This is a genomic window from Serratia sp. TSO36 (genome assembly GCF_057808395.1).
Genome location: NZ_JBJZOU010000010.1, coordinates 113,385 through 130,059 on the forward strand (window position 1 = coordinate 113,385; position 16,675 = coordinate 130,059).

General features: G+C 64.0%; 18 protein-coding genes and 1 pseudogene. 13 read left to right on the forward strand and 6 right to left on the reverse strand.

What is annotated here, in order from left to right:
- Nucleotides 1-19: 19 nt before the first annotated feature.
- Nucleotides 20-154, reverse strand: a pseudogene (locus ACK3CV_RS07590) (DUF4865 family protein); the annotation flags it as partial.
- Nucleotides 155-278: 124 nt separating this feature from the next.
- Here ACK3CV_RS07590 and ACK3CV_RS07595 point away from each other — a divergent pair.
- On the forward strand, nt 279-1,148 hold the full coding sequence (locus ACK3CV_RS07595; RefSeq protein ID WP_164140677.1) for a LysR substrate-binding domain-containing protein: 870 nt from the start codon (nt 279-281) through the stop codon (nt 1,146-1,148).
- Here the strand turns inward: ACK3CV_RS07595 and sseA are convergent.
- Entirely contained in the window at nt 1,145-1,990 is an 846-nt protein-coding gene (gene sseA, locus ACK3CV_RS07600) for a 3-mercaptopyruvate sulfurtransferase (protein WP_164140678.1), read from the reverse strand. The two genes, ACK3CV_RS07595 and sseA, sit on opposite strands and share 4 nt — an antisense overlap.
- Nucleotides 1,991-2,092: 102 nt before the next feature.
- On the opposite strand from sseA, the gene ACK3CV_RS07605 reads away from it, so the two are divergent.
- The gene (locus tag ACK3CV_RS07605) at nt 2,093-2,515 is read left to right on the forward strand and encodes an NUDIX hydrolase (protein WP_033637611.1); all 423 of its coding nucleotides are present in this window, start codon (nt 2,093-2,095) and stop codon (nt 2,513-2,515) included.
- Here the strand turns inward: ACK3CV_RS07605 and ACK3CV_RS07610 are convergent.
- A complete protein-coding gene (locus ACK3CV_RS07610) occupies nt 2,503-3,942 on the reverse strand; it encodes an aminotransferase-like domain-containing protein (protein ID WP_164140680.1) in 1,440 nt (479 codons plus the stop codon). The genes ACK3CV_RS07605 and ACK3CV_RS07610 overlap by 13 nt on opposite strands.
- Before the next feature lie 180 nt (nt 3,943-4,122).
- On the opposite strand from ACK3CV_RS07610, the gene ACK3CV_RS07615 reads away from it, so the two are divergent.
- The 3 genes from ACK3CV_RS07615 to ACK3CV_RS07625 all read left to right on the forward strand — a co-directional run bounded on the left by ACK3CV_RS07615 (nt 4,123) and on the right by ACK3CV_RS07625 (nt 6,297).
- Complete coding sequence (locus ACK3CV_RS07615; protein WP_033637613.1) at nt 4,123-4,305, forward strand: DUF1127 domain-containing protein; 183 nt, start codon at nt 4,123-4,125, stop codon at nt 4,303-4,305.
- A gap of 9 nt (nt 4,306-4,314) precedes the next feature.
- Nucleotides 4,315-4,938 carry a glutathione S-transferase family protein gene (locus ACK3CV_RS07620; protein WP_033646945.1) on the forward strand — a complete coding sequence of 208 codons (624 nt, stop codon included), beginning with the start codon at nt 4,315-4,317 and terminating at the stop codon, nt 4,936-4,938.
- A gap of 228 nt (nt 4,939-5,166) precedes the next feature.
- Nucleotides 5,167-6,297 (forward strand): Gfo/Idh/MocA family protein, encoded by a 1,131-nt coding sequence (locus ACK3CV_RS07625; RefSeq protein WP_060421385.1) that lies wholly within the window; start codon nt 5,167-5,169, stop codon nt 6,295-6,297.
- Nucleotides 6,298-6,399: 102 nt separating this feature from the next.
- Here the strand turns inward: ACK3CV_RS07625 and ACK3CV_RS07630 are convergent, their stop codons facing one another.
- Genes ACK3CV_RS07630 through ACK3CV_RS07640 form a run of 3 tightly spaced genes read right to left on the reverse strand, consistent with a single transcriptional unit; the run spans nt 6,400 to nt 9,530 of the window.
- Nucleotides 6,400-8,271, reverse strand: coding sequence for an amidohydrolase (locus tag ACK3CV_RS07630; protein ID WP_164140681.1), 1,872 nt, complete (start codon nt 8,269-8,271; stop codon nt 6,400-6,402).
- A gap of 21 nt (nt 8,272-8,292) precedes the next feature.
- The gene (locus ACK3CV_RS07635; RefSeq protein ID WP_033637617.1) at nt 8,293-8,838 is read right to left on the reverse strand and encodes an antibiotic biosynthesis monooxygenase; all 546 of its coding nucleotides are present in this window, start codon (nt 8,836-8,838) and stop codon (nt 8,293-8,295) included.
- Between the two features lie 47 nt (nt 8,839-8,885).
- On the reverse strand, nt 8,886-9,530 hold the full coding sequence (locus ACK3CV_RS07640) for a hydrolase (protein WP_004939390.1): 645 nt from the start codon (nt 9,528-9,530) through the stop codon (nt 8,886-8,888).
- Nucleotides 9,531-9,670: 140 nt separating this feature from the next.
- On the opposite strand from ACK3CV_RS07640, the gene ACK3CV_RS07645 reads away from it, so the two are divergent.
- The 8 genes from ACK3CV_RS07645 to ACK3CV_RS07680 all read left to right on the forward strand — a co-directional run bounded on the left by ACK3CV_RS07645 (nt 9,671) and on the right by ACK3CV_RS07680 (nt 16,672).
- The gene (locus ACK3CV_RS07645) at nt 9,671-10,582 is read left to right on the forward strand and encodes a LysR substrate-binding domain-containing protein (protein ID WP_060706353.1); all 912 of its coding nucleotides are present in this window, start codon (nt 9,671-9,673) and stop codon (nt 10,580-10,582) included.
- Nucleotides 10,583-10,626: 44 nt separating this feature from the next.
- Nucleotides 10,627-10,800, forward strand: coding sequence for a hypothetical protein (locus ACK3CV_RS07650; RefSeq protein ID WP_204280357.1), 174 nt, complete (start codon nt 10,627-10,629; stop codon nt 10,798-10,800).
- A gap of 156 nt (nt 10,801-10,956) precedes the next feature.
- The gene (locus tag ACK3CV_RS07655) at nt 10,957-11,988 is read left to right on the forward strand and encodes a fatty acid desaturase (RefSeq protein ID WP_164140683.1); all 1,032 of its coding nucleotides are present in this window, start codon (nt 10,957-10,959) and stop codon (nt 11,986-11,988) included.
- A gap of 40 nt (nt 11,989-12,028) precedes the next feature.
- The gene (osmF, locus tag ACK3CV_RS07660) at nt 12,029-12,958 is read left to right on the forward strand and encodes a glycine betaine ABC transporter substrate-binding protein OsmF (protein ID WP_033637621.1); all 930 of its coding nucleotides are present in this window, start codon (nt 12,029-12,031) and stop codon (nt 12,956-12,958) included.
- 61 nt (nt 12,959-13,019) lie between these two features.
- The gene (locus ACK3CV_RS07665; RefSeq protein WP_033637622.1) at nt 13,020-14,180 is read left to right on the forward strand and encodes an ABC transporter permease; all 1,161 of its coding nucleotides are present in this window, start codon (nt 13,020-13,022) and stop codon (nt 14,178-14,180) included.
- Entirely contained in the window at nt 14,177-15,112 is a 936-nt protein-coding gene (locus ACK3CV_RS07670) for an ABC transporter ATP-binding protein (RefSeq protein WP_033637623.1), read from the forward strand. Before ACK3CV_RS07665 ends, ACK3CV_RS07670 begins: the two co-directional genes overlap by 4 nt.
- Nucleotides 15,109-15,882 (forward strand): ABC transporter permease, encoded by a 774-nt coding sequence (locus ACK3CV_RS07675; RefSeq protein WP_033637624.1) that lies wholly within the window; start codon nt 15,109-15,111, stop codon nt 15,880-15,882. The genes ACK3CV_RS07670 and ACK3CV_RS07675 overlap by 4 nt, the downstream gene beginning before the upstream one ends.
- Nucleotides 15,883-15,910: 28 nt before the next feature.
- Entirely contained in the window at nt 15,911-16,672 is a 762-nt protein-coding gene (locus ACK3CV_RS07680) for a phosphate/phosphite/phosphonate ABC transporter substrate-binding protein (protein ID WP_164140823.1), read from the forward strand.
- The last annotated feature ends 3 nt before the right edge of the window (nt 16,673-16,675 follow it).

A 16,675-nucleotide genomic window follows, 5' to 3' on the forward strand; every position in this document is an offset into this window, starting at 1 on the left:
TGATTATCAATATCAAATTTTAGCTGTCAACCCGCGGCGTAGTGTGGTCAAAGGGGGCGGACAGATGGCCGACGCGGAACAGCTGGCCGTTTTGCGGCTGTGCCTGCGGCGGTTCACGCCATAAATCCAGCCGCACTAACCGCCACTTGGCGGGCTGCGTGTATCGCGAGCATAAGGATTCTCCGCAAAGACGTTGACCGGGAGAGCGTGACACGCCATCTTTATCAGTAAAATCGGTATTATTTTTATCGATGGTTCAGAAAATCAGGATGGTCAGCATGAGGCGAATAACGTTCGATCTCGAGGATTTGCGCAGCTTCGTCACCGGCGTCGAGCTGGGCAGCTTCGCCAAGGCGGCTGAACGGCTGGGGCGTTCGACGTCGGCGGTCAGCGCTCACCTGAAAAAGCTGGAACAGCAGGTCGGCGCGCCGATCCTGCGCAAGGCCGGGCGCGGCATGGTGATGACCGAGGCGGGGGAAACGCTGCTCGGTTACGCGCGCCGCCTGCTGGAGCTCAATGACGAAGCCGCCGCCGCGGTGCGCGGGTTGGATTTGCAGGGCACGGTGCGGCTGGGGCTGCAGGAGGATTTCGGCGAGACGTTTCTGCCGCAGGTATTGGGCAGCTTCGCGCGCGCCAATCCGAAAGTGCGCATCGAGGCGCGCATCGCGCGCAATGCCGAGCTGATCGACTGGGTGCTGAAAGGCCAACTGGATCTGTCGCTGGCGTGGGATGGCGGTTTGAGCACGCCGTTTCATCAGGCGCTGGGGCAGCGGCAGCTGCACTGGATCGCCTCGCCCGGCTTCGCGCTGGCGCCCTGGCGAGAAGGGGATGAGCCGTTGCCATTGGTGATGTTCGACGCGCCTTGCCTGATGCGCAGCGCGGCGACGCAGGCGCTGGATCGCGCCGGCATTCCCTGGCGCATTGCCTTTACCAGCCGCAGCCTGAACGGCGTGTGGGCGGCGGTGAGTGCCGGATTGGGCGTTACGGTGCGCACGGCGGCGGGGTTGCCGCCTGGCCTGGCGCCGCTGGCGCCCGAACTGCTGCCCGCTCTCGGCCAGCTCGGCGTGGTGCTGCACCGCGCCGAGGATCAGCCTTCCGCCGCCGTGCAGCGGCTGGCGCAGATCGTGGTCGAGCGGATCGAAACTTAATCTTTGGCGATAGGCTGCTTGCCGCTCAGCTGGCCCCATTCGCTCCAGGCACCGTCATACAGCTTGACCTGCGGCGCGCCGAGCGACAGCAGGCCGAACGCCAGCACCGCCGCCGTCACGCCGGAGCCGCAACTGGTGATGATCGGGCCGTTGATATCCACCCCCTTGTCGCTGAAGGTTTGGCGCAGCGCCTCCAGCGATTTGAAGCGGCCGTTTTCCAGCAGCTCGCCGTACGGAATGTTGATGCTGCCGGGAATATGGCCGCGGTGCAGGCCGGGGCGCGGCTCCGGCGCTTCGGCATAAAAGCGCGGCGCGGCGCGCGCATCGAGAATTTGCACCGGCGTGCCTAACGCCTGCTCCACTTGCCGCATATCCACCACCGCGTCGGCGTTGAACCGGGCGTTGAACGTCTGCGGCTCAGGCTGCGCCGGGCCGGTTGCCAGCGCCTGGCCCTGCGCGGTCCAGCCGTTCAGCCCTTCGTCCAGCACGTAAACGCGCTCGGCGCCGAAATTGCGGAAAGTCCACCAGCCGCGCGGCGCGGAGAACTGGTTGCCCTCGTCGTAAATCACCAGGGTATCGCGTTCGCTGATGCCCAGTTTGCCCACCGCCGCGCCAAACTCTGCCGCCGTCGGCAGCATATGCGGCAGCGCGGTGCTTTTGTCCGCCACCTCGTCGATATCGAAATAGACCGCGCCTGGGATATGGCCGCGTTCGAACTCGGCAAGCATGTCTTTCTTCGGCGTCAGCCCCACCGGCGACATCCGGACGTCGATCACCACCAGATTTTCATCGTTGATATGTTGCGCAAGCCATTGAGGGGTCACCAGAAACGGAGAATTCATCGTATTGTTCGCCTGTTGTGAAAACGGATTTTCACTATACACCAGGCCGTGCCGGGATGGAGTATGATGTTCAGGCAACGGTATGGGCGGGAGACGGAAAACATGACGGATCGGGCGTTTGGCGGGGCCAAGATCGCGCTGCTGTGCGACGATCGCTTGCTGGTTTACCAACGGGACGACAAGCCGGGCATTCCGTGGCCCGGCCTGTGGGATCTGCCCGGCGGCGGGCGGGAAAACGGCGAAACGCCGCTGCAGTGCGTGCAGCGGGAGACGCTGGAAGAGTTCGGGGTGTTGCTCGCCGAACGCCAGGTTGTCTGGCAGCGGCGCTACGACGGCATCCTGCCCGGCTCCCCGCCGACCTGGTTTATGGCCGGCGAGATCGCCCCGGCGCAGATCGCCGCCATTCGCTTCGGCGATGAAGGCCAGCGCTGGCGAATGATGCCGGTAGAGCAGTTTATTCACCACCCGCAGGGCATCGGTCATCTGCGCCGCCGGGTGGCGGAGTATTGGCTTCAGTCCGCCTGAGGTTGCAGCACGCCGCTCGGCATCAGTGTCTGGATGGTGGCGCCGACCCGCTGCACCGCGTGTTCGATCTCCGCCGTCAGCTTCGGCGCATAGTTGATGCGCAGGCAGTTGCGGTATTTGCCGGCGGCGGAAAAGATGCTGCCGACGGCGATCTGCACGCCCTGCTGCTCGAGATGGCGGTTCAGCCGCAAGGTGTCGAACGCCTCGTCCAGTTCGATCCACAGCATAAAACCGCCGCGCGGGCGGCTGACGCGGGTGCCGGCCGGGAAGTGTTTCAGGATAAGGTCGGTCATGCGGTCGCGGTTCTGCTGGTAGCGGGCGCGCATGCGCCGCAGGTGCTGCAGATAGTGCCCGCCGCGGATGAATTCGGCGATCGCCAGCTGCGGCTGGGTGGCGGTGGCGCCGGAGCCGATGAACTTCATGTGCAGCACCCGCTCCAGGTAGCGACCGGGCGCGATCCAGCCCACCCGCAGCCCCGGCGCCAGCGTTTTGGAAAACGAGCTGCACAGCAGCACGCGGCCGTCTTCGTCGAACGACTTGATGGTGCGCGGCCGCGGGTAGTGATAGGCGATGTCGCCGTAGACGTCGTCTTCGATGATCGCCGCGTCGTGGCGCTGCGCCAGCGTCAGCAACCGCTGTTTGTGGGCGTCGGGCATGATGTAGCCCAGCGGATTGTTGCAGTTGGGCGTCAGCAAAATGGCTTTGATCGGCCATTGTTCCAGCGCCATCTCCAGCGCCGCCAGGCTGACGCCGGTGAGCGGATCGGTGGGGATTTCCAGCGCCTTGATGCCCAGGCCCTTCAGCGTCTGCATGGTGCCGTGGAAGCAGGGCGAATCGACCGCCACGATGTCGCCGGGTTGGCAAACGGCGCGCAGCCCGGCGGAGATCGCTTCCTGGCAGCCGGTGGTGATCAGCAACTGATCGGGGCCGATTTGGCAGCCGGAATCCAGCAGCAGGCGGGCGACCTGCTCGCGCAGCGCGGCCACGCCCTGAATGCTGTCGTAATACAGGCTGCGCAGATCGCCGTGGCGGGCGGCGTTGCGCAGGGCGACGATCAGCGGTTTCATCGTCGGCTCGGCGATATCCGGCATACCGCGCCCCAGCTGGATCAGGCCCTCGCGCGGCCTGCTGCGTACCAGCTCCAGCACCTGCTCCCATTGCGAAATGTCCACCGGCCGCTGCATCGGCGCCGTCATGGCGGGCAGCTCGGCCTGCGCGCGCCGCGTATGCACGAAGTAGCCCGACTTCGGCCGCGCCTCCACCAGGCGCTGTTCCTCGAGCAGCCGGTAGGCTTGCTGCACCGTGCTGATGCTGACGCCGTGCTCCTGGCTCAGCGCGCGCACCGAAGGCAGGCGATGGCCGGCGGGATACAGCCCTTGCTGAATGCGTTGGCTGAGAATGGCGGCCAGAGTGGCGTAGCGTGTCATACAGAGGCCTCTTATCGGGATGCAGGATTAAAAAACCGGTACAGATGCTTTCAAAGTAAACCATTCAGCGGTTTTTTTGGCGCAGCTGTATGAAAAAAATAGCGCCAGCGTGAATCTGTATTGTTTTTCTCCCGGCGAGCATGATGACTACAACGCAAAAACAGCAGGGAGAATAACAACATGGCACTGTTTGATGGCATGACGACGTGGCGACGGGTAGGCTGGTCACGCTGGCGTTGGTATTTGTTGCGCCGCAGTACGCGCAGAGAGTTACTGCTGCTGAACGACAGGCAATTGGCGGATATCGGCCTGACGCGGGCGGATGCGCGTCGCGAAGGCGATAAACCGTTCTGGAGAGGGTAAGGAAAGCGAATGCTGAAATTATTGGGCAAAGCCTCATCGATCAACGTGCGCAAGGTATTGTGGACCTGCCAGGAGCTGGGGTTGCCGCTGGCGCGGGAGGACTGGGGCAGCGGCTTTCGCTCCACGCAGGAGCCGGCGTTTCTGGCACTGAATCCCAACGGCCTGGTGCCGGTGCTGATCGACGGCGAGCGGGTGCTGTGGGAGTCGAACACCATCTGCCGCTACCTGGCCGGACGGGAAGGGCGCCGCGATCTGCTGCCGCAGGAACCCGGCGCGCGCGCGGCGGTGGAGATGTGGATGGACTGGCAGGCCACCGATCTGAACGGCGCCTGGCGCTATGTGTTCATGTCGCGGGTGCGCGGGCATGCGGATTATCAGGATGCCGCCAGCCTGGCCGCCGCCGAGCGTGAGTGGAATCGGCTGATGGGGCTGCTGGACAAGCATTTGGCGCAGCACGGCCCTTATGCCGCCGGCGCGGCCTTCACGCTGGCGGACGTGGTGCTGGGGCTGTCGCTGAATCGCTGGCTGATGACGCCGTTCGAGCGGCCGAATTATGCGGCGCTGGCGGCCTATCAGCAGCGCCTGCTGCAACGCCCTGGCTACGTGCAGCATGGCGCCAACGGTTTACCTTGATATGAAATAAACGGTTCGTTTTATCTCACCCGGATACGGCAAGCCGTGTCTGGGCTTTCTGCGTTGCATCAGCCCGTCAACGTTTCATGAACGGCATCACGAATATGAACTTTATTTTTCCGTGTGCTTGTTATTGAAATTTATATTCCATATAAACCCGTTATCAACCGGCACGTTTCATTGAGCGGCGCCTGGTTCTACGCAGGATTTCGATCACGGGAGAAAATGATGAAACAGGTACGCGTTGGGTTAATCGGCACCGGTTATATCGGGCGTTGTCACGCTATCGCCTATGCGCAGGCCGCCACGGTTTTTCCTCTGAAAGGGGAACTGGTGCTGGAGATGCTGGCGGAAGTGACGCCCGAGCTGGCGGCGCAGCGCGCCACCGAGTTCGGTTTTGCGCGTTCGACCGGCGATTGGCGGCAGCTGGTGGCCGATCCGGCGATCGACGTGGTGGACATCTGCGCGCCCAATTTCTTGCACAAAGAGATGGCGCTGGAGGCGATCCGCCACGGCAAGCACGTGTATTCGGAAAAGCCGCTGGCGCTGGATGCCGCCGACGCGGCGGAGATGGTGCAGGCCGCCCGCGCCAAGGGCGTGAAAACGCTGGTCGGTTTCAACTACATGAAGAATCCGACCAGCCAGCTGGCGCGCGAGATCATCGCCAACGGCGAAATCGGCGAGGTGGTGCACTTTTACGGCACCCACAATGAGGATTATCTGGCCGATCCGCGCACGCCGCTCGACTGGCACTGCCGCCGCGCCAGCGCCGGGCTGGGCGCGCTGGGGGATCTGGCGGCGCACATCGTCAATATGGCGCACTACCTGGTGGGCGACATCGTGGCGGTCTGTGGCGATATGCAAACCGTGATCAAACAGCGCCCGGATCCGCAAGACCCGGCGCGCCTGCTGCCGGTGGAAAACGAAGATCAGGCCGGCGCGCTGCTGCGCTTCGCCGGCGGGGCGATGGGCACTCTCGAAACCTCGCGCATCGCCTGCGGGCGCAAGATGGGGCTGACCTATGTGGTCACCGGCACCAAGGGCACGCTGAGCTATACCCAGGAACGGATGGCGGAGCTGAAGCTGTATCGGCACGATGAGCCGGCGGAGCGGCAGGGGTTCAAGACGCTGCTGGTGGGGCCGAAGCATCCGGACTACGCGGCGTTCTGTATCAGCGCCGGGCACGGCATCGGCTTTAACGATCAGAAGACGGTGGAGATCCGCGATCTGGTCAACGGCATCGCCGCGGGCGATCGCATGTGGCCGGACTTTGAAGAAGGCTGGAAGGTGTCTTGTGTGCTGGATGCGATAGCCGCCTCCGCCGAGCAGCGGCGCTGGCTGGAGATCAACCGCGATTGAAAATGAAATGGCGCTCTCCCCTGGACAGCGCCATTAATTTGTTATGTTGCTAACTTAATATCTTATTAAGCTAGTTGCATAGTAAGTTGCTTACCTGGCAACTTAGAACGAGAAGCACGAACAGCCGAACGCACCCCAGAAGGCATTCTCGTCCGACACCGGGATGCTGGAGCGGCGCGCAATGTCATGCTGATGCGCGTGTACGCCGCACGGGCCGCAGCATTGGTGCGCCTGGCTCAGCACGCCGACTTTGGCCGCCGCCGACGGCGGCGCGGAGCGGTAGTGGCCCGGCACCTGGGTGACCGGTGACCACTCCGGCAGCACCGGCAGCGGCGGCGGTGCCAGCGGCGAGAAGCTGCCGGCGGCGTAGACCACCTTGCCGTCCACCACCGTCATTACCGACTCAATGCCTTTGATCTGCTCTTCCGGCACGCTGAAATAGTCCTGCGACAGCACCGCTACATCCGCCAGCTGGCCGACCTTGATCTGGCCTTTCTTGCCCTGCTCGGTGGAGAACCAGGCGCTGCCTTGCGTCCACAGCATCAGCGCCGTTTCGCGATCCAGCCGGGCGCTGTCGTCGTACATCGCCATGCCGCCGACGGTGCGGCCGGAAACCAGCCAGTACAGCGCCGTCCACGGGTTGTAGCTGGCGACGCGGGTGGCGTCGGTGCCCAGCCCGACCGGCAGCTCGGCTGCCAGCATTTTCGCCACCGGCGGCGTATGTTTGGTGGCTTCGATGCCGTAGCGCTCGGTGAAATACTCGCCCTGGAATGCCATGCGGTGCTGCACCGCAATGCCGCCGCCCAATGCCTTGACCCGTTCGATATTGCGCTCGGTAATGGTTTCGGCGTGGTCGAACAGCCAGTGCAGCCCGTTGAACGGAATGTCGCGGTTCACCTTCTCGAACACGTCCAGCATGCGGCTGATGGATTCGTCATAGGTGGCGTGCAGGCGGAACGGCCAGCGGTGCTCGACCAGATGGCGCACCACCCGCTCCAGTTCGTCTTCGGTACCCGGCGGCAGATCCGGGCGCGGCTGCAGGAAGTCTTCGAAGTCGGCGGCGGAGAACACCAGCATCTCGCCGGCGCCGTTGTGGCGATAAAAGTCGGTGCCCTGGCCCGGCTTGAGCATGTCGGTCCACAGCTCGAAGTCTTCCAATTCCTGCTTCGGCCGCTGGGTGAACAGGTTATAGGCGATGCGAATGGTCAGCTGCTTTTTCTCGTGCAGCTCGGCGATCACCTGATAATCCTCCGGGTAGTTCTGGAAACCGCCGCCGGCGTCGATGGCGCTGGTGAGGCCCAGACGGTTCAGCTCGCGCATAAACTGGCGGGTGGAGTTGACCTGCTGCTCCAGCGGCAGCTTCGGCCCTTTCGCCAGCGTGGCGTACAGGATCATGGCGTTGGGCTTGGCGATCAGCATCCCGGTCGGGTTGCCGTTGGCGTCGCGCTGGATCTCGCCGCCCGGCGGGTTCGGCGTGTCTTTGGTGTAGCCGACCACCTTCAGCGCCGCGCGGTTGAGCAGCGCGCGATCGTAGAGGTGCAGAATGAACACCGGCGTGTCCGGCGCAGCCTGGTTGATCTCGTCCAGCGTCGGCATGCGGCGCTCGGCGAACTGGAATTCGGTCCAGCCGCCGACCACCCGCACCCATTGCGGGCTCGGCGTGCGCAGCGCCTGTTCTTTCAACATGCGCAGCGCGTCGGCCAGCGAAGGCACGCCTTCCCAGCGCAGCTCCAGGTTATAGTTCAGGCCGCCGCGGATCAGGTGCAGGTGCGAGTCGTTCAGGCCCGGAATGGCGGTGTGGCCGTGCAGGTCGATCACCTGGGTTTCCGGCCCGGCGTGCTGCATGACTTCGCTTTCGCTGCCGACCGCCAGAAATTTGCCGTCGCGGATGGCGACCGCCTGTGCGGTGGGATTTTGGCGATCGACGGTGTGAAACTTGCCGTTGGTGATGATCAATGAAGCGTGGTGGTTCATAACATTCTCCCGGCGAACCGCCTAGCGGCGGGTCAGCCATTGATGAAAAACGCGGGTCACGATAGGCATCCACAGGTACACCACCAGGGCGACCACGGTGGCGTCATTGAGAAAATGGCCGAGCAGCGTGCCGTTCAGCTGCGGCAGCGCCAGCCCCCAAAACCAGGGCACCAGATTGGTGGAAGGGAAGATCACCAGCAGGGTGATGATGAACTGCTTCCACTGGGGCGGCTGGCGCACGCCGGGGCTGGGCGGGGTAAACCAGAACTCCGCGCCGGGGCGGATCTCGATATGGTCGCTCTCCAGCAACAGCGGGGTGACTTCTTCGATGTATTGCTTGCGCAGCGGCGAGTGGATCCAGCGGTATAGATTGTCGAGGTTGTCGAAGCGGACCAGCACCGTATAGGCCTGCTCGTCGCCGGAAGGGCGAATCACGTTGACGCCCAAATGGCCGGTGAAGCCCGCGGCGTCGGGCATGATGCGGTTCAGCCAGGCCTCATAGGCCTGCTCGTTCCCCGGCGCCAAACGGTGGGTGATCACCAGCGTGACATGCTGCGGATGGGCCATAAAACCGACTCCTGAAAATACCCCGGCGCAGGGCCGGGGCAAGGGGATTATTTCACCGTGCGAGCCGGTGCGTGGTGCACCATGGTGTAAGCGTAGTCGACGCCCATGCCGTACGCGCCGCTGTGTTCGCGCACCAGCGCCATCACCGCGTCGTAGGTATCTTTGCGCGCCCAGTCGCGCTGGTACTCCAGCAGCACCTGCTGCCAGGTCACTGGCACGGCGCCGGCCTGCACCATGCGATCGATCGAACGCTCGTGCGCATCGACGGAGGTGCCGCCGGAGGTGTCGGTCACCACATACACTTCATAGCCGGCTTCCAGCGCCATCAGCGCGGGGAAGGTCAGACACACTTCGGTCCACAGCGCGGAGATCACCAGCTTTTTGCGGCCGGTGGCTTCCACGGCTTTAACGAAGGCCGCGTCTTCCCAGGAGTTCATCGAGGTGCGTTCAATCGGGGTGATTTCAGGGTGTACCGCCAGCAGTTCCGGCCAGATATAGCCGCTGAAGCTTTCGGTTTCTACCGAGGTGAAAAGGGTTGGCACGTTGAAAATCTTGCCCGCCTTCGCCAAACCAACAACGTTGTTTTTCAGTTGCTGACGATCAATATTAGCCACGCCGAAGGCCATTTGCGGTTGATGGTCGATAAAAATCAGTGCGGAGTTGTCTTTATCAAGCAGTTGAAACTTGGACATAATTTACCTTCCCAGTGATATTTCGGTTGAACATCTGATGAGTGTAACGCCGATAAAACGCATGGTAGGCAGAGGGCGATTTCAAAGATACCGCAGAATTTTTGCCGACTTGTTGAGTTTTTTTATACACGGGAGAAAGCATGAGATTAAACCTGGAAGCGCTGCTGATTTTGGACGCGCTGGACCGGCACGGATCTTTCGCCGCCGCAGCCGCCGCACTGTTTAAAACCCCTTCGGCGCTGAGCTATATGGTGCAGAAGCTGGAGAACGATCTCGACATCACCCTGCTGGACCGCTCCGGCCACCGGGCGAAGTTCACCGATACCGGCAAGCTGATGCTGGAAAAAGGGCGGGTGCTGCTGCGGGCGGCGCAGGATCTGGAGCAGCAGGCGCGCTACGTGGAGAACGGCTGGGAAAGCGAGATCACGCTCGGGATCGACGCCTCCTTCCCGTTTGCCCGCCTGTTGCCGCTGATCGACGAGTTCTATCGGCAGCATCATCATACCCGGCTGCGTTTCAGCCACGAGGTGCTGGCCGGCTCCTGGGAATCGCTGGTTTACGGCTGCGCCGACATTATCATCGGCGCCATCTGCGAGCCGCCGTCGCGGGTGGGTTATGCGTTCAGCCGCCTGGGGCAGTTGGATTACGTGTTCGCCGTCGCGCCACAGCATCCGCTGGCGGCGCTGCCGGAACCGTTGCCGAAAGATGAGATCCGTCAGCACCGGGCGGTGGTGGTGCGCGATACCTCGCGGGTCAACGCGCCGCAGAGCCTGAACCTGCTGGAAGAACAGGATACGCTGACGGTCTTCGGCTTCGACGCCAAACTGCAGGCGCAGTTGGCCGGGCTGGGCTGCGGCTATCTGCCGCGTTCTCTGGCGGAACCTTACCTGAACAGCGGCGAACTGGTGGCGAAACGCGTTGAATCTGAGCGCTGCAGCGACGTTGCCTACTTCGGCTGGCGGGAAAGCGCCAGCGGTCTGGCGGCCAAGTGGTGGCGCGAGCGGCTGCAGCGTTACGCGGATGACGGCGAGGCTTACCCGGTGGCGCAGTGAGGGCCGCGCAATAAGGATAAATCCCCCCAATAAGGACATCGGGAATGAAAAAGACACTAGGCCCGTTGCCGCAGCCGCAGGCCGAGGCGCAGGCCACGGCGCCGCTCAGCTATCCGGTGCGGGTGCATAACGCGGTGAGCCGCGCGCAGTTTCCGCCGATGGCCAGCGCCACCGAGTATGCGCTGTTCAACGCCGTGGTGCTCGATTTCGTTCCCTGAAGGGAGGTAACGGACGGGCCGCCCGCGCGGCCCGTTTTTTCGCTTTTACGCGTACGCAACCCGCTGAATTTTCACTTAGCTTTGCCATTTTCGTTATTTTGAATGCCGCTACGGCTCACGGATACTGGGAGAAAATCTCTTACCGCGAGCCGCAGCATGTCCCACGCCCACTATTTGCACCCCGAACAGCGCGAACGAATCAGGCAGCTTTATCGGCGCCGGCATTGGCGGCTGGAGCTGCCCACCTGGGGGATCATGGCGGCGGTGTACGGCGGCTGGTTCGGCGTGGCGCTGGGGTGGCAAACGCTGGGCCCGTGGCTTGGCGCGCCGCTGCTGATCCTGCTGACCACCTGGTACATGTCGTTGCAGCACGAGCTGATCCACGGCCATCCGACGCGCTGGCCGCGCGTCAATCAGCTGTTCGGCCTGTTGCCGCTGGCGGTGTGGTATCCCTACGGGCTGTATCGCGATTCGCATCTGCGCCACCATCGCAACGACCACCTGACCGATCCTCACGAAGATCCCGAAAGCTATTACTTCAGCGCCGCGCAGTGGCGGCGCTATCCCCGGTTGCTGCCGCTGCTGGCCGCCGTGCGCAATACGCTGATCGGCCGGGTGCTCCTTGGCCCGGCGCTGGATATCGCCGCGACCCTGGCCGGGGCGGTGAAAGCGCTTGTCGCCGGGGAGTGGCGCGCCTGGGCGAGGTGGTTGGTGCACCTGTCGCTGTTGGCGATGCTGCTCGACTGGCTGCAGGCGCAGGGTATCGGCGCGGCGTTTTACCTGCTGGCCATCAGCTACCCGGCGCTGGCGCTGACCAAGGTAAGATCGTTTTTTGAGCATCGCGCCGTGGACGCACCGCAGGCACGTTCTATTATTAATGAGGCGGGCTGGCCGTGGCGGCTGCTGTTTCTCAATCTGAACTACCATTTAGTGCATCACGATCTGCCCGGCCTGCCCTGGTATGGTTTGCGCGAAGTCTATCTGGCGGAGCGCGAGGCGTACCAGCGCCGCAGCCAGGGATTTGTCGCGCAAGGCTACGGCGAGTGGCTGCGCGATTACGCCCTGACGCCGATCGACGTCGGCGTGCATCCGTTGCGCGCCGGTGAACCGCAGGGGGAGGGCGATGCCCTGCCGACGGAAAAATTTATTGCGCGCTGGAAGCGCGTTTCTCAGGATTTTCCAACCTAACCGGCCCATGAGCCGGAAAACATATAACCAGAGGAAAAGTATGGCAATCACCTTATCACGCGGACGTTCCTTTGCCGTCGCGCTGGCCCTGCTGGCCACCGGCGGTCTGGCGCAGGCGGCCGACTCGGTGCGCGTCGGCTCCAAGATCGATACCGAAGGTTCGCTGCTCGGCAACATCATCGTGCAGGTGCTGGAAGCCAACGGCATCCAGACCACCAACAAGCTGCAGCTCGGCACCACCAAGGTGCTGCGCGGCGCCATCACCTCCGGCGAGATCGACATCTACCCGGAATACACCGGCAACGGCGCGTTTTTCTTCTCCGATGAGAAAGATCCGGCGTGGAAGAACGCCCAGGCCGGCTTCGAGAAGGTGAAACAGCTCGACTACGACAAAAACAAAATCGTCTGGCTGGACGCGGCGCCGGCCAACAACACCTGGACCATCGCCATTCGCCAGGACGTGGCGGAGGCCAATCACCTGAAGACGCTGTCGGATCTCGGCAAGTGGATCAACGGCGGCGGCAAGTTCAAGCTGGCGGCCTCGGCGGAATTTATCGAGCGGCCGGATGCGCTGCCGGCGTTCCAGAATGCCTACGGCTTCAAGCTGAATCAGGATCAGCTGCTGTCCCTGGCCGGCGGCGATACGGCGGTGACCATCAAGGCGGCGGCGGAGCAGACCTCCGGCGTCAACGCGGCGATGGCCTACGGCACCGATGGCCCGGTGGCGGCGCTGGGGCTGCAGACGCTGGCGGACCCGAAAGGCGTACAGCCGATCTACGCGCCGGCGCCGATCGTGCGCGAAGCGGCCCTGAAGGCGCACGCCAATCTGCCTGAGCTGCTGAAGCCGGTGTTCGCCTCGCTGGACGGGCCGACGCTGCAAAAACTCAACGCGCAGATCGCCGTGGAAGGCCAGGACGCCAAACAGGTGGCGGCCGCTTACCTGAAAGAGAAAGGGTTTGTTAAGGGATAATGCCGAGGTGCCCCCTCTGCCGTCGGGAGAGGGGGTAAACCGAGGGAACCGGAGCGTTTCTTTGACTATCGCCGTAAAACATCGCGTCTTGTTGACGCTGTTCATGCTGTTGCTGCTGGCCGCGTTCGGCCTGCCGTTCCTCAGTTATGCCCCCAATCGCCTGTTGTCGGGCAAAAGCCTCTCCTTGTTCTCCCTGCTGCACGGCCCGGCGCTGTGGCTGCTGTTGCCGCTGGCGGCATTGGCGATCCTCAGCCTGTTGCCGCCGACGCGGGGACGGGCGCTGCTGGCGGCGCTGGCCGCCTGCGGGGTGCTGACGCTGGCCTTCTGGATCAGCGGGCAGGCCGCCGGGCGTCTGGCGCAGGAGGGATCGCGCCTGGCGCGCACCTCTTGGGGCAGCGGATGCTGGTTGACGATGGCGCTGAGCCTGCTGATCGCCGCCGACGCCATGGCGCGCATTACCGCGTCGCACCTGTGGCGCATGCTGGGCAACGCGCTGGTGCTGGTGCCGCCGGCGCTGCTGCTGTTCGGGCATCAGCTCGATCAGCTGTCGCTGCTGAAGGAGTACCACAATCGTCAGGAGGTGTTTGACGCCGCGCTGCTGCAGCACCTGACCATTCTGCTGGCGACGATGGCGCCGGCGCTGGCGATCGGCGTGCCGCTCGGGGTGCTGTGTTTTCGCTCCGAGCGCTGGCAGCGGCCGATTTTCTCCGCGCTGAACATTATCCAGACCGTGCCGTCGATTGCGCTGTTCGGCCTGCTGATCGCGCCGTTGGCGGGGCTGGCGACGGCGGTGCCCTGGCTGGCAGAACACGGCGTCAGTGGCATCGGCATGGCGCCGGCGATCGTGGCGCTGGTGCTGTACGCGCTGTTGCCGCTGGTGCGCAGCGTGGTGGCGGGGCTGCAAAGCGTGCCGGCGGGGGTGATCGAATCCGCCACCGGCATGGGGCTGACGCGCGGGCAGATCTTCCTGCGCGTGCAGCTGCCGTTGGCGCTGCCGCTGTTCCTGACCGGCGTGCGCATTCTGGCGGTGCAAACCGTCGGCATGGCGGTGGTGGCGGCGTTGATCGGCGCCGGCGGTTTTGGCGCCATTGTCTTTCAGGGGCTGCTCAGCAGCGCGCTGGATCTGGTTCTGCTGGGGGTGATCCCGGTGGTCATGATGGCGGTCATCGTCGATTCGCTGTTTAAATTTTGGGTTTCAATCCTGGACGTATCGCGCCGATGATTCACTTTGAGCAAGTCAGCAAAATTTTTCAGGGCAAGCCGGCGGTAGACGATCTCACGCTGCACATCGCCGAGGGCGAATTCACCGTGTTGATCGGCACCTCGGGTTCCGGCAAGTCCACGACGTTAAAAATGATCAATCGCCTGATCGAGCACGATCGGGGCAAGATTCTCTTTGCCGGCGAAGAGATCCAGTCGTTCAAACCGCAGGATCTGCGGCGGCGCATGGGCTATGCGATCCAATCGATCGGCCTGTTTCCGCACTGGACGGTGGAGGAAAACATCGCCACCGTGCCGCAGCTGCTGAAATGGCCGCGCGCGCGCATTCGCGATCGGGTAACCGAACTGCTGGAGCTGTTGCATCTGGAGCCGGATCTGTTTCGCCGTCGCTATCCGCACCAGCTGTCCGGCGGGCAGCAGCAGCGGGTAGGGGTGGCGCGCGCGCTGGCCGCCGATCCCGAGGTGTTGCTGATGGACGAACCGTTCGGCGCGCTGGATCCGGTTACCCGCGCGGCGCTGCAGGCGGAGATCGCGCGCATCCATCAGCTCTCCGGCCGCACCATCGTGTTGGTGACGCACGACATCGACGAGGCGCTGGGCTTGGCGGATCGCCTGGTGCTGCTCGATCAGGGGCGGGTGGTGCAACAGGGCACGCCGCTGGCGCTGCTGACCGCGCCGGCCAATGACTTCGTGCGGGACTTCTTCGGGCGCAGCGATCGCGGCATCAAGCTGCTGTCGCTGGGAACGGTGGCGGAGCGAGTGCGGCCCGGCGCCGCCGAGGGCGAGCCGATCGCCGCCGCCATGAGCCTGCGCGAGGCGCTGTCGGTGTTTGTGGCGCGCGGCAGCGACTGCCTGCCGGTGGTGGATGAACGGGGCGAAGCGTTGGGGGTGTTGCACTTCAACGATCTGATCGCCGGGCAGGCGCTGTCATGAGCGGGCGCATCTGGCGCCTGCTGCGTGATCCGCTGCCCTGGACGCTGGCGCTGTTGTTGGCGCTGGTGTTCGGCATGGATCATCTGCGCGGCCTGTTCGCCGCCTGGTTCCCCGATCTGGAGCGGCCCATTTATCAGCAGGACAGCTTTATCGCGCTGGTGGGGGCGCACCTGTCGCTGGTGGCGATCTCCAGCCTGATCGCGGTGGCTCTCGGCGTGGCGGCCGGCGTGGCGGTAACCCGGCGCAGCGGCCGGGAGTTTCGTTCGCTGGTGGAAACGGTGGTGGCGGTAGGGCAGACCTTCCCGCCGGTGGCGGTGCTGGCGGTAGCGGTGCCGGTGATGGGCTTCAGCGAACAGCCGGCGATCATTGCGCTGGTGCTGTACGGCCTGCTGCCGATCCTGCAGGGCACGCTGGCGGGCATCGAATCGGTGCCGCCCGCCACGCGCGAGATTGCGCGCGGCGTGGGGATGAGCGCCTGGCAAATTCTGTGGCGGGTCGAATTGCCGCTGGCGGCGCCGGTGATCGTCGCCGGGATCCGCACGTCGGTGATCATTAACATCGGCACGGCAGCCATCGCTTCCACCGTCGGCACCAAGACGCTCGGCTCGCCGATCATCATCGGTCTGAGCGGCTTTAACACCGCCTATGTGATCCAGGGCGCGGCGGTGGTGGCATTGTTGGCTATTATCACCGATATGCTGTTCGAACGTTGGGTGCGTTATCTCACCGCCTGGCGTCAGCAGACGCTGGCGACTACTCCGGCGGGGTAAGGGGGAAATGATGCAGGTGTCTCTACCGATGTACGGCGTTGGCCGGGAGCAGGCCGAATCTTTCTGGCAGGTATTGCGCGACAAGCTGCTGCGCCTGGGGCTGCCGGCGGCGCCGGAGCGGCTAAGCTGGCCGGACGATCTGGCGCAGCACTGGCGGCGCGACGATCTGCTGCTCAGCCAAACCTGCGGTTATCCGTTGGTCAGCACTCTGCCGCAGGTGCAGCTGATTGGCACCTACCATTATCGGGTTGAGGGGTGCGACGGGCCGAATTACCGCAGCTGGCTGGTGGTGCGCGCGGGCGACCCCGCCGAACGGCTGGCGGATTTTCGCGGCCGGACGGTGGCCTATAACAGCACCGATTCCCAGTCCGGCTACAATGGCCTGCGCGCGCTGATCGCGCCGCTGGCGCAGGACGGGAAATTCTTTGGTACGGCTATCGCTTCCGGCGCGCATTATCAGTCGCTGAAGCTGATCCGCAGCGGGCAGGCGGATATCGCCGCCATCGATTCGATCAGCATGGAACTGCTGCGCCGCGCGCAGCCGCAGGCGCTGGAGGGGCTGAAAATCATCGGCCGCACGGCGGCGGTGCCCGGCCTGCCGCTGATCACCGCGGCGGGCACGCCGCCGGAACAGGTGGAAATCCTGCGCGCCGGCGCCCGTGCGATGCTGGATGAGGCGGTCAGCGACCGCCTGCTGATCGGCGATTTCAGCCTGGTGCCGCGTTCGGCCTACCAGATTATCACCGTGCTGGAACAGCAGGCCGCCGCGCAGGGCGTGACGGCGCTCTAGCCG

What these genes read in the sequence shown, in the direction of transcription:
- ACK3CV_RS07645 (WP_060706353.1), top strand. Translation starts at nt 9,671, where the DNA reads ATGAGATTAAACCTGGAAGCGCTGCTGATTTTGGACGCGCTGGACCGG.
- ACK3CV_RS07655 (WP_164140683.1), top strand. Translation starts at nt 10,957, where the DNA reads ATGTCCCACGCCCACTATTTGCACCCCGAACAGCGCGAACGAATCAGG.
- ACK3CV_RS07625 (WP_060421385.1), top strand. Translation starts at nt 5,167, where the DNA reads ATGAAACAGGTACGCGTTGGGTTAATCGGCACCGGTTATATCGGGCGT.
- ACK3CV_RS07635 (WP_033637617.1), bottom strand. Translation starts at nt 8,838, where the DNA reads ATGGCCCATCCGCAGCATGTCACGCTGGTGATCACCCACCGTTTGGCG.
- ACK3CV_RS07680 (WP_164140823.1), top strand. Translation starts at nt 15,911, where the DNA reads ATGTACGGCGTTGGCCGGGAGCAGGCCGAATCTTTCTGGCAGGTATTG.
- sseA (WP_164140678.1), bottom strand. Translation starts at nt 1,990, where the DNA reads ATGAATTCTCCGTTTCTGGTGACCCCTCAATGGCTTGCGCAACATATC.
- ACK3CV_RS07630 (WP_164140681.1), bottom strand. Translation starts at nt 8,271, where the DNA reads ATGAACCACCACGCTTCATTGATCATCACCAACGGCAAGTTTCACACC.
- ACK3CV_RS07605 (WP_033637611.1), top strand. Translation starts at nt 2,093, where the DNA reads ATGACGGATCGGGCGTTTGGCGGGGCCAAGATCGCGCTGCTGTGCGAC.
- ACK3CV_RS07640 (WP_004939390.1), bottom strand. Translation starts at nt 9,530, where the DNA reads ATGTCCAAGTTTCAACTGCTTGATAAAGACAACTCCGCACTGATTTTT.
- ACK3CV_RS07670 (WP_033637623.1), top strand. Translation starts at nt 14,177, where the DNA reads ATGATTCACTTTGAGCAAGTCAGCAAAATTTTTCAGGGCAAGCCGGCG.
- ACK3CV_RS07620 (WP_033646945.1), top strand. Translation starts at nt 4,315, where the DNA reads ATGCTGAAATTATTGGGCAAAGCCTCATCGATCAACGTGCGCAAGGTA.
- ACK3CV_RS07615 (WP_033637613.1), top strand. Translation starts at nt 4,123, where the DNA reads ATGGCACTGTTTGATGGCATGACGACGTGGCGACGGGTAGGCTGGTCA.
- ACK3CV_RS07595 (WP_164140677.1), top strand. Translation starts at nt 279, where the DNA reads ATGAGGCGAATAACGTTCGATCTCGAGGATTTGCGCAGCTTCGTCACC.
- osmF (WP_033637621.1), top strand. Translation starts at nt 12,029, where the DNA reads ATGGCAATCACCTTATCACGCGGACGTTCCTTTGCCGTCGCGCTGGCC.
- ACK3CV_RS07650 (WP_204280357.1), top strand. Translation starts at nt 10,627, where the DNA reads ATGAAAAAGACACTAGGCCCGTTGCCGCAGCCGCAGGCCGAGGCGCAG.
- ACK3CV_RS07675 (WP_033637624.1), top strand. Translation starts at nt 15,109, where the DNA reads ATGAGCGGGCGCATCTGGCGCCTGCTGCGTGATCCGCTGCCCTGGACG.
- ACK3CV_RS07610 (WP_164140680.1), bottom strand. Translation starts at nt 3,942, where the DNA reads ATGACACGCTACGCCACTCTGGCCGCCATTCTCAGCCAACGCATTCAG.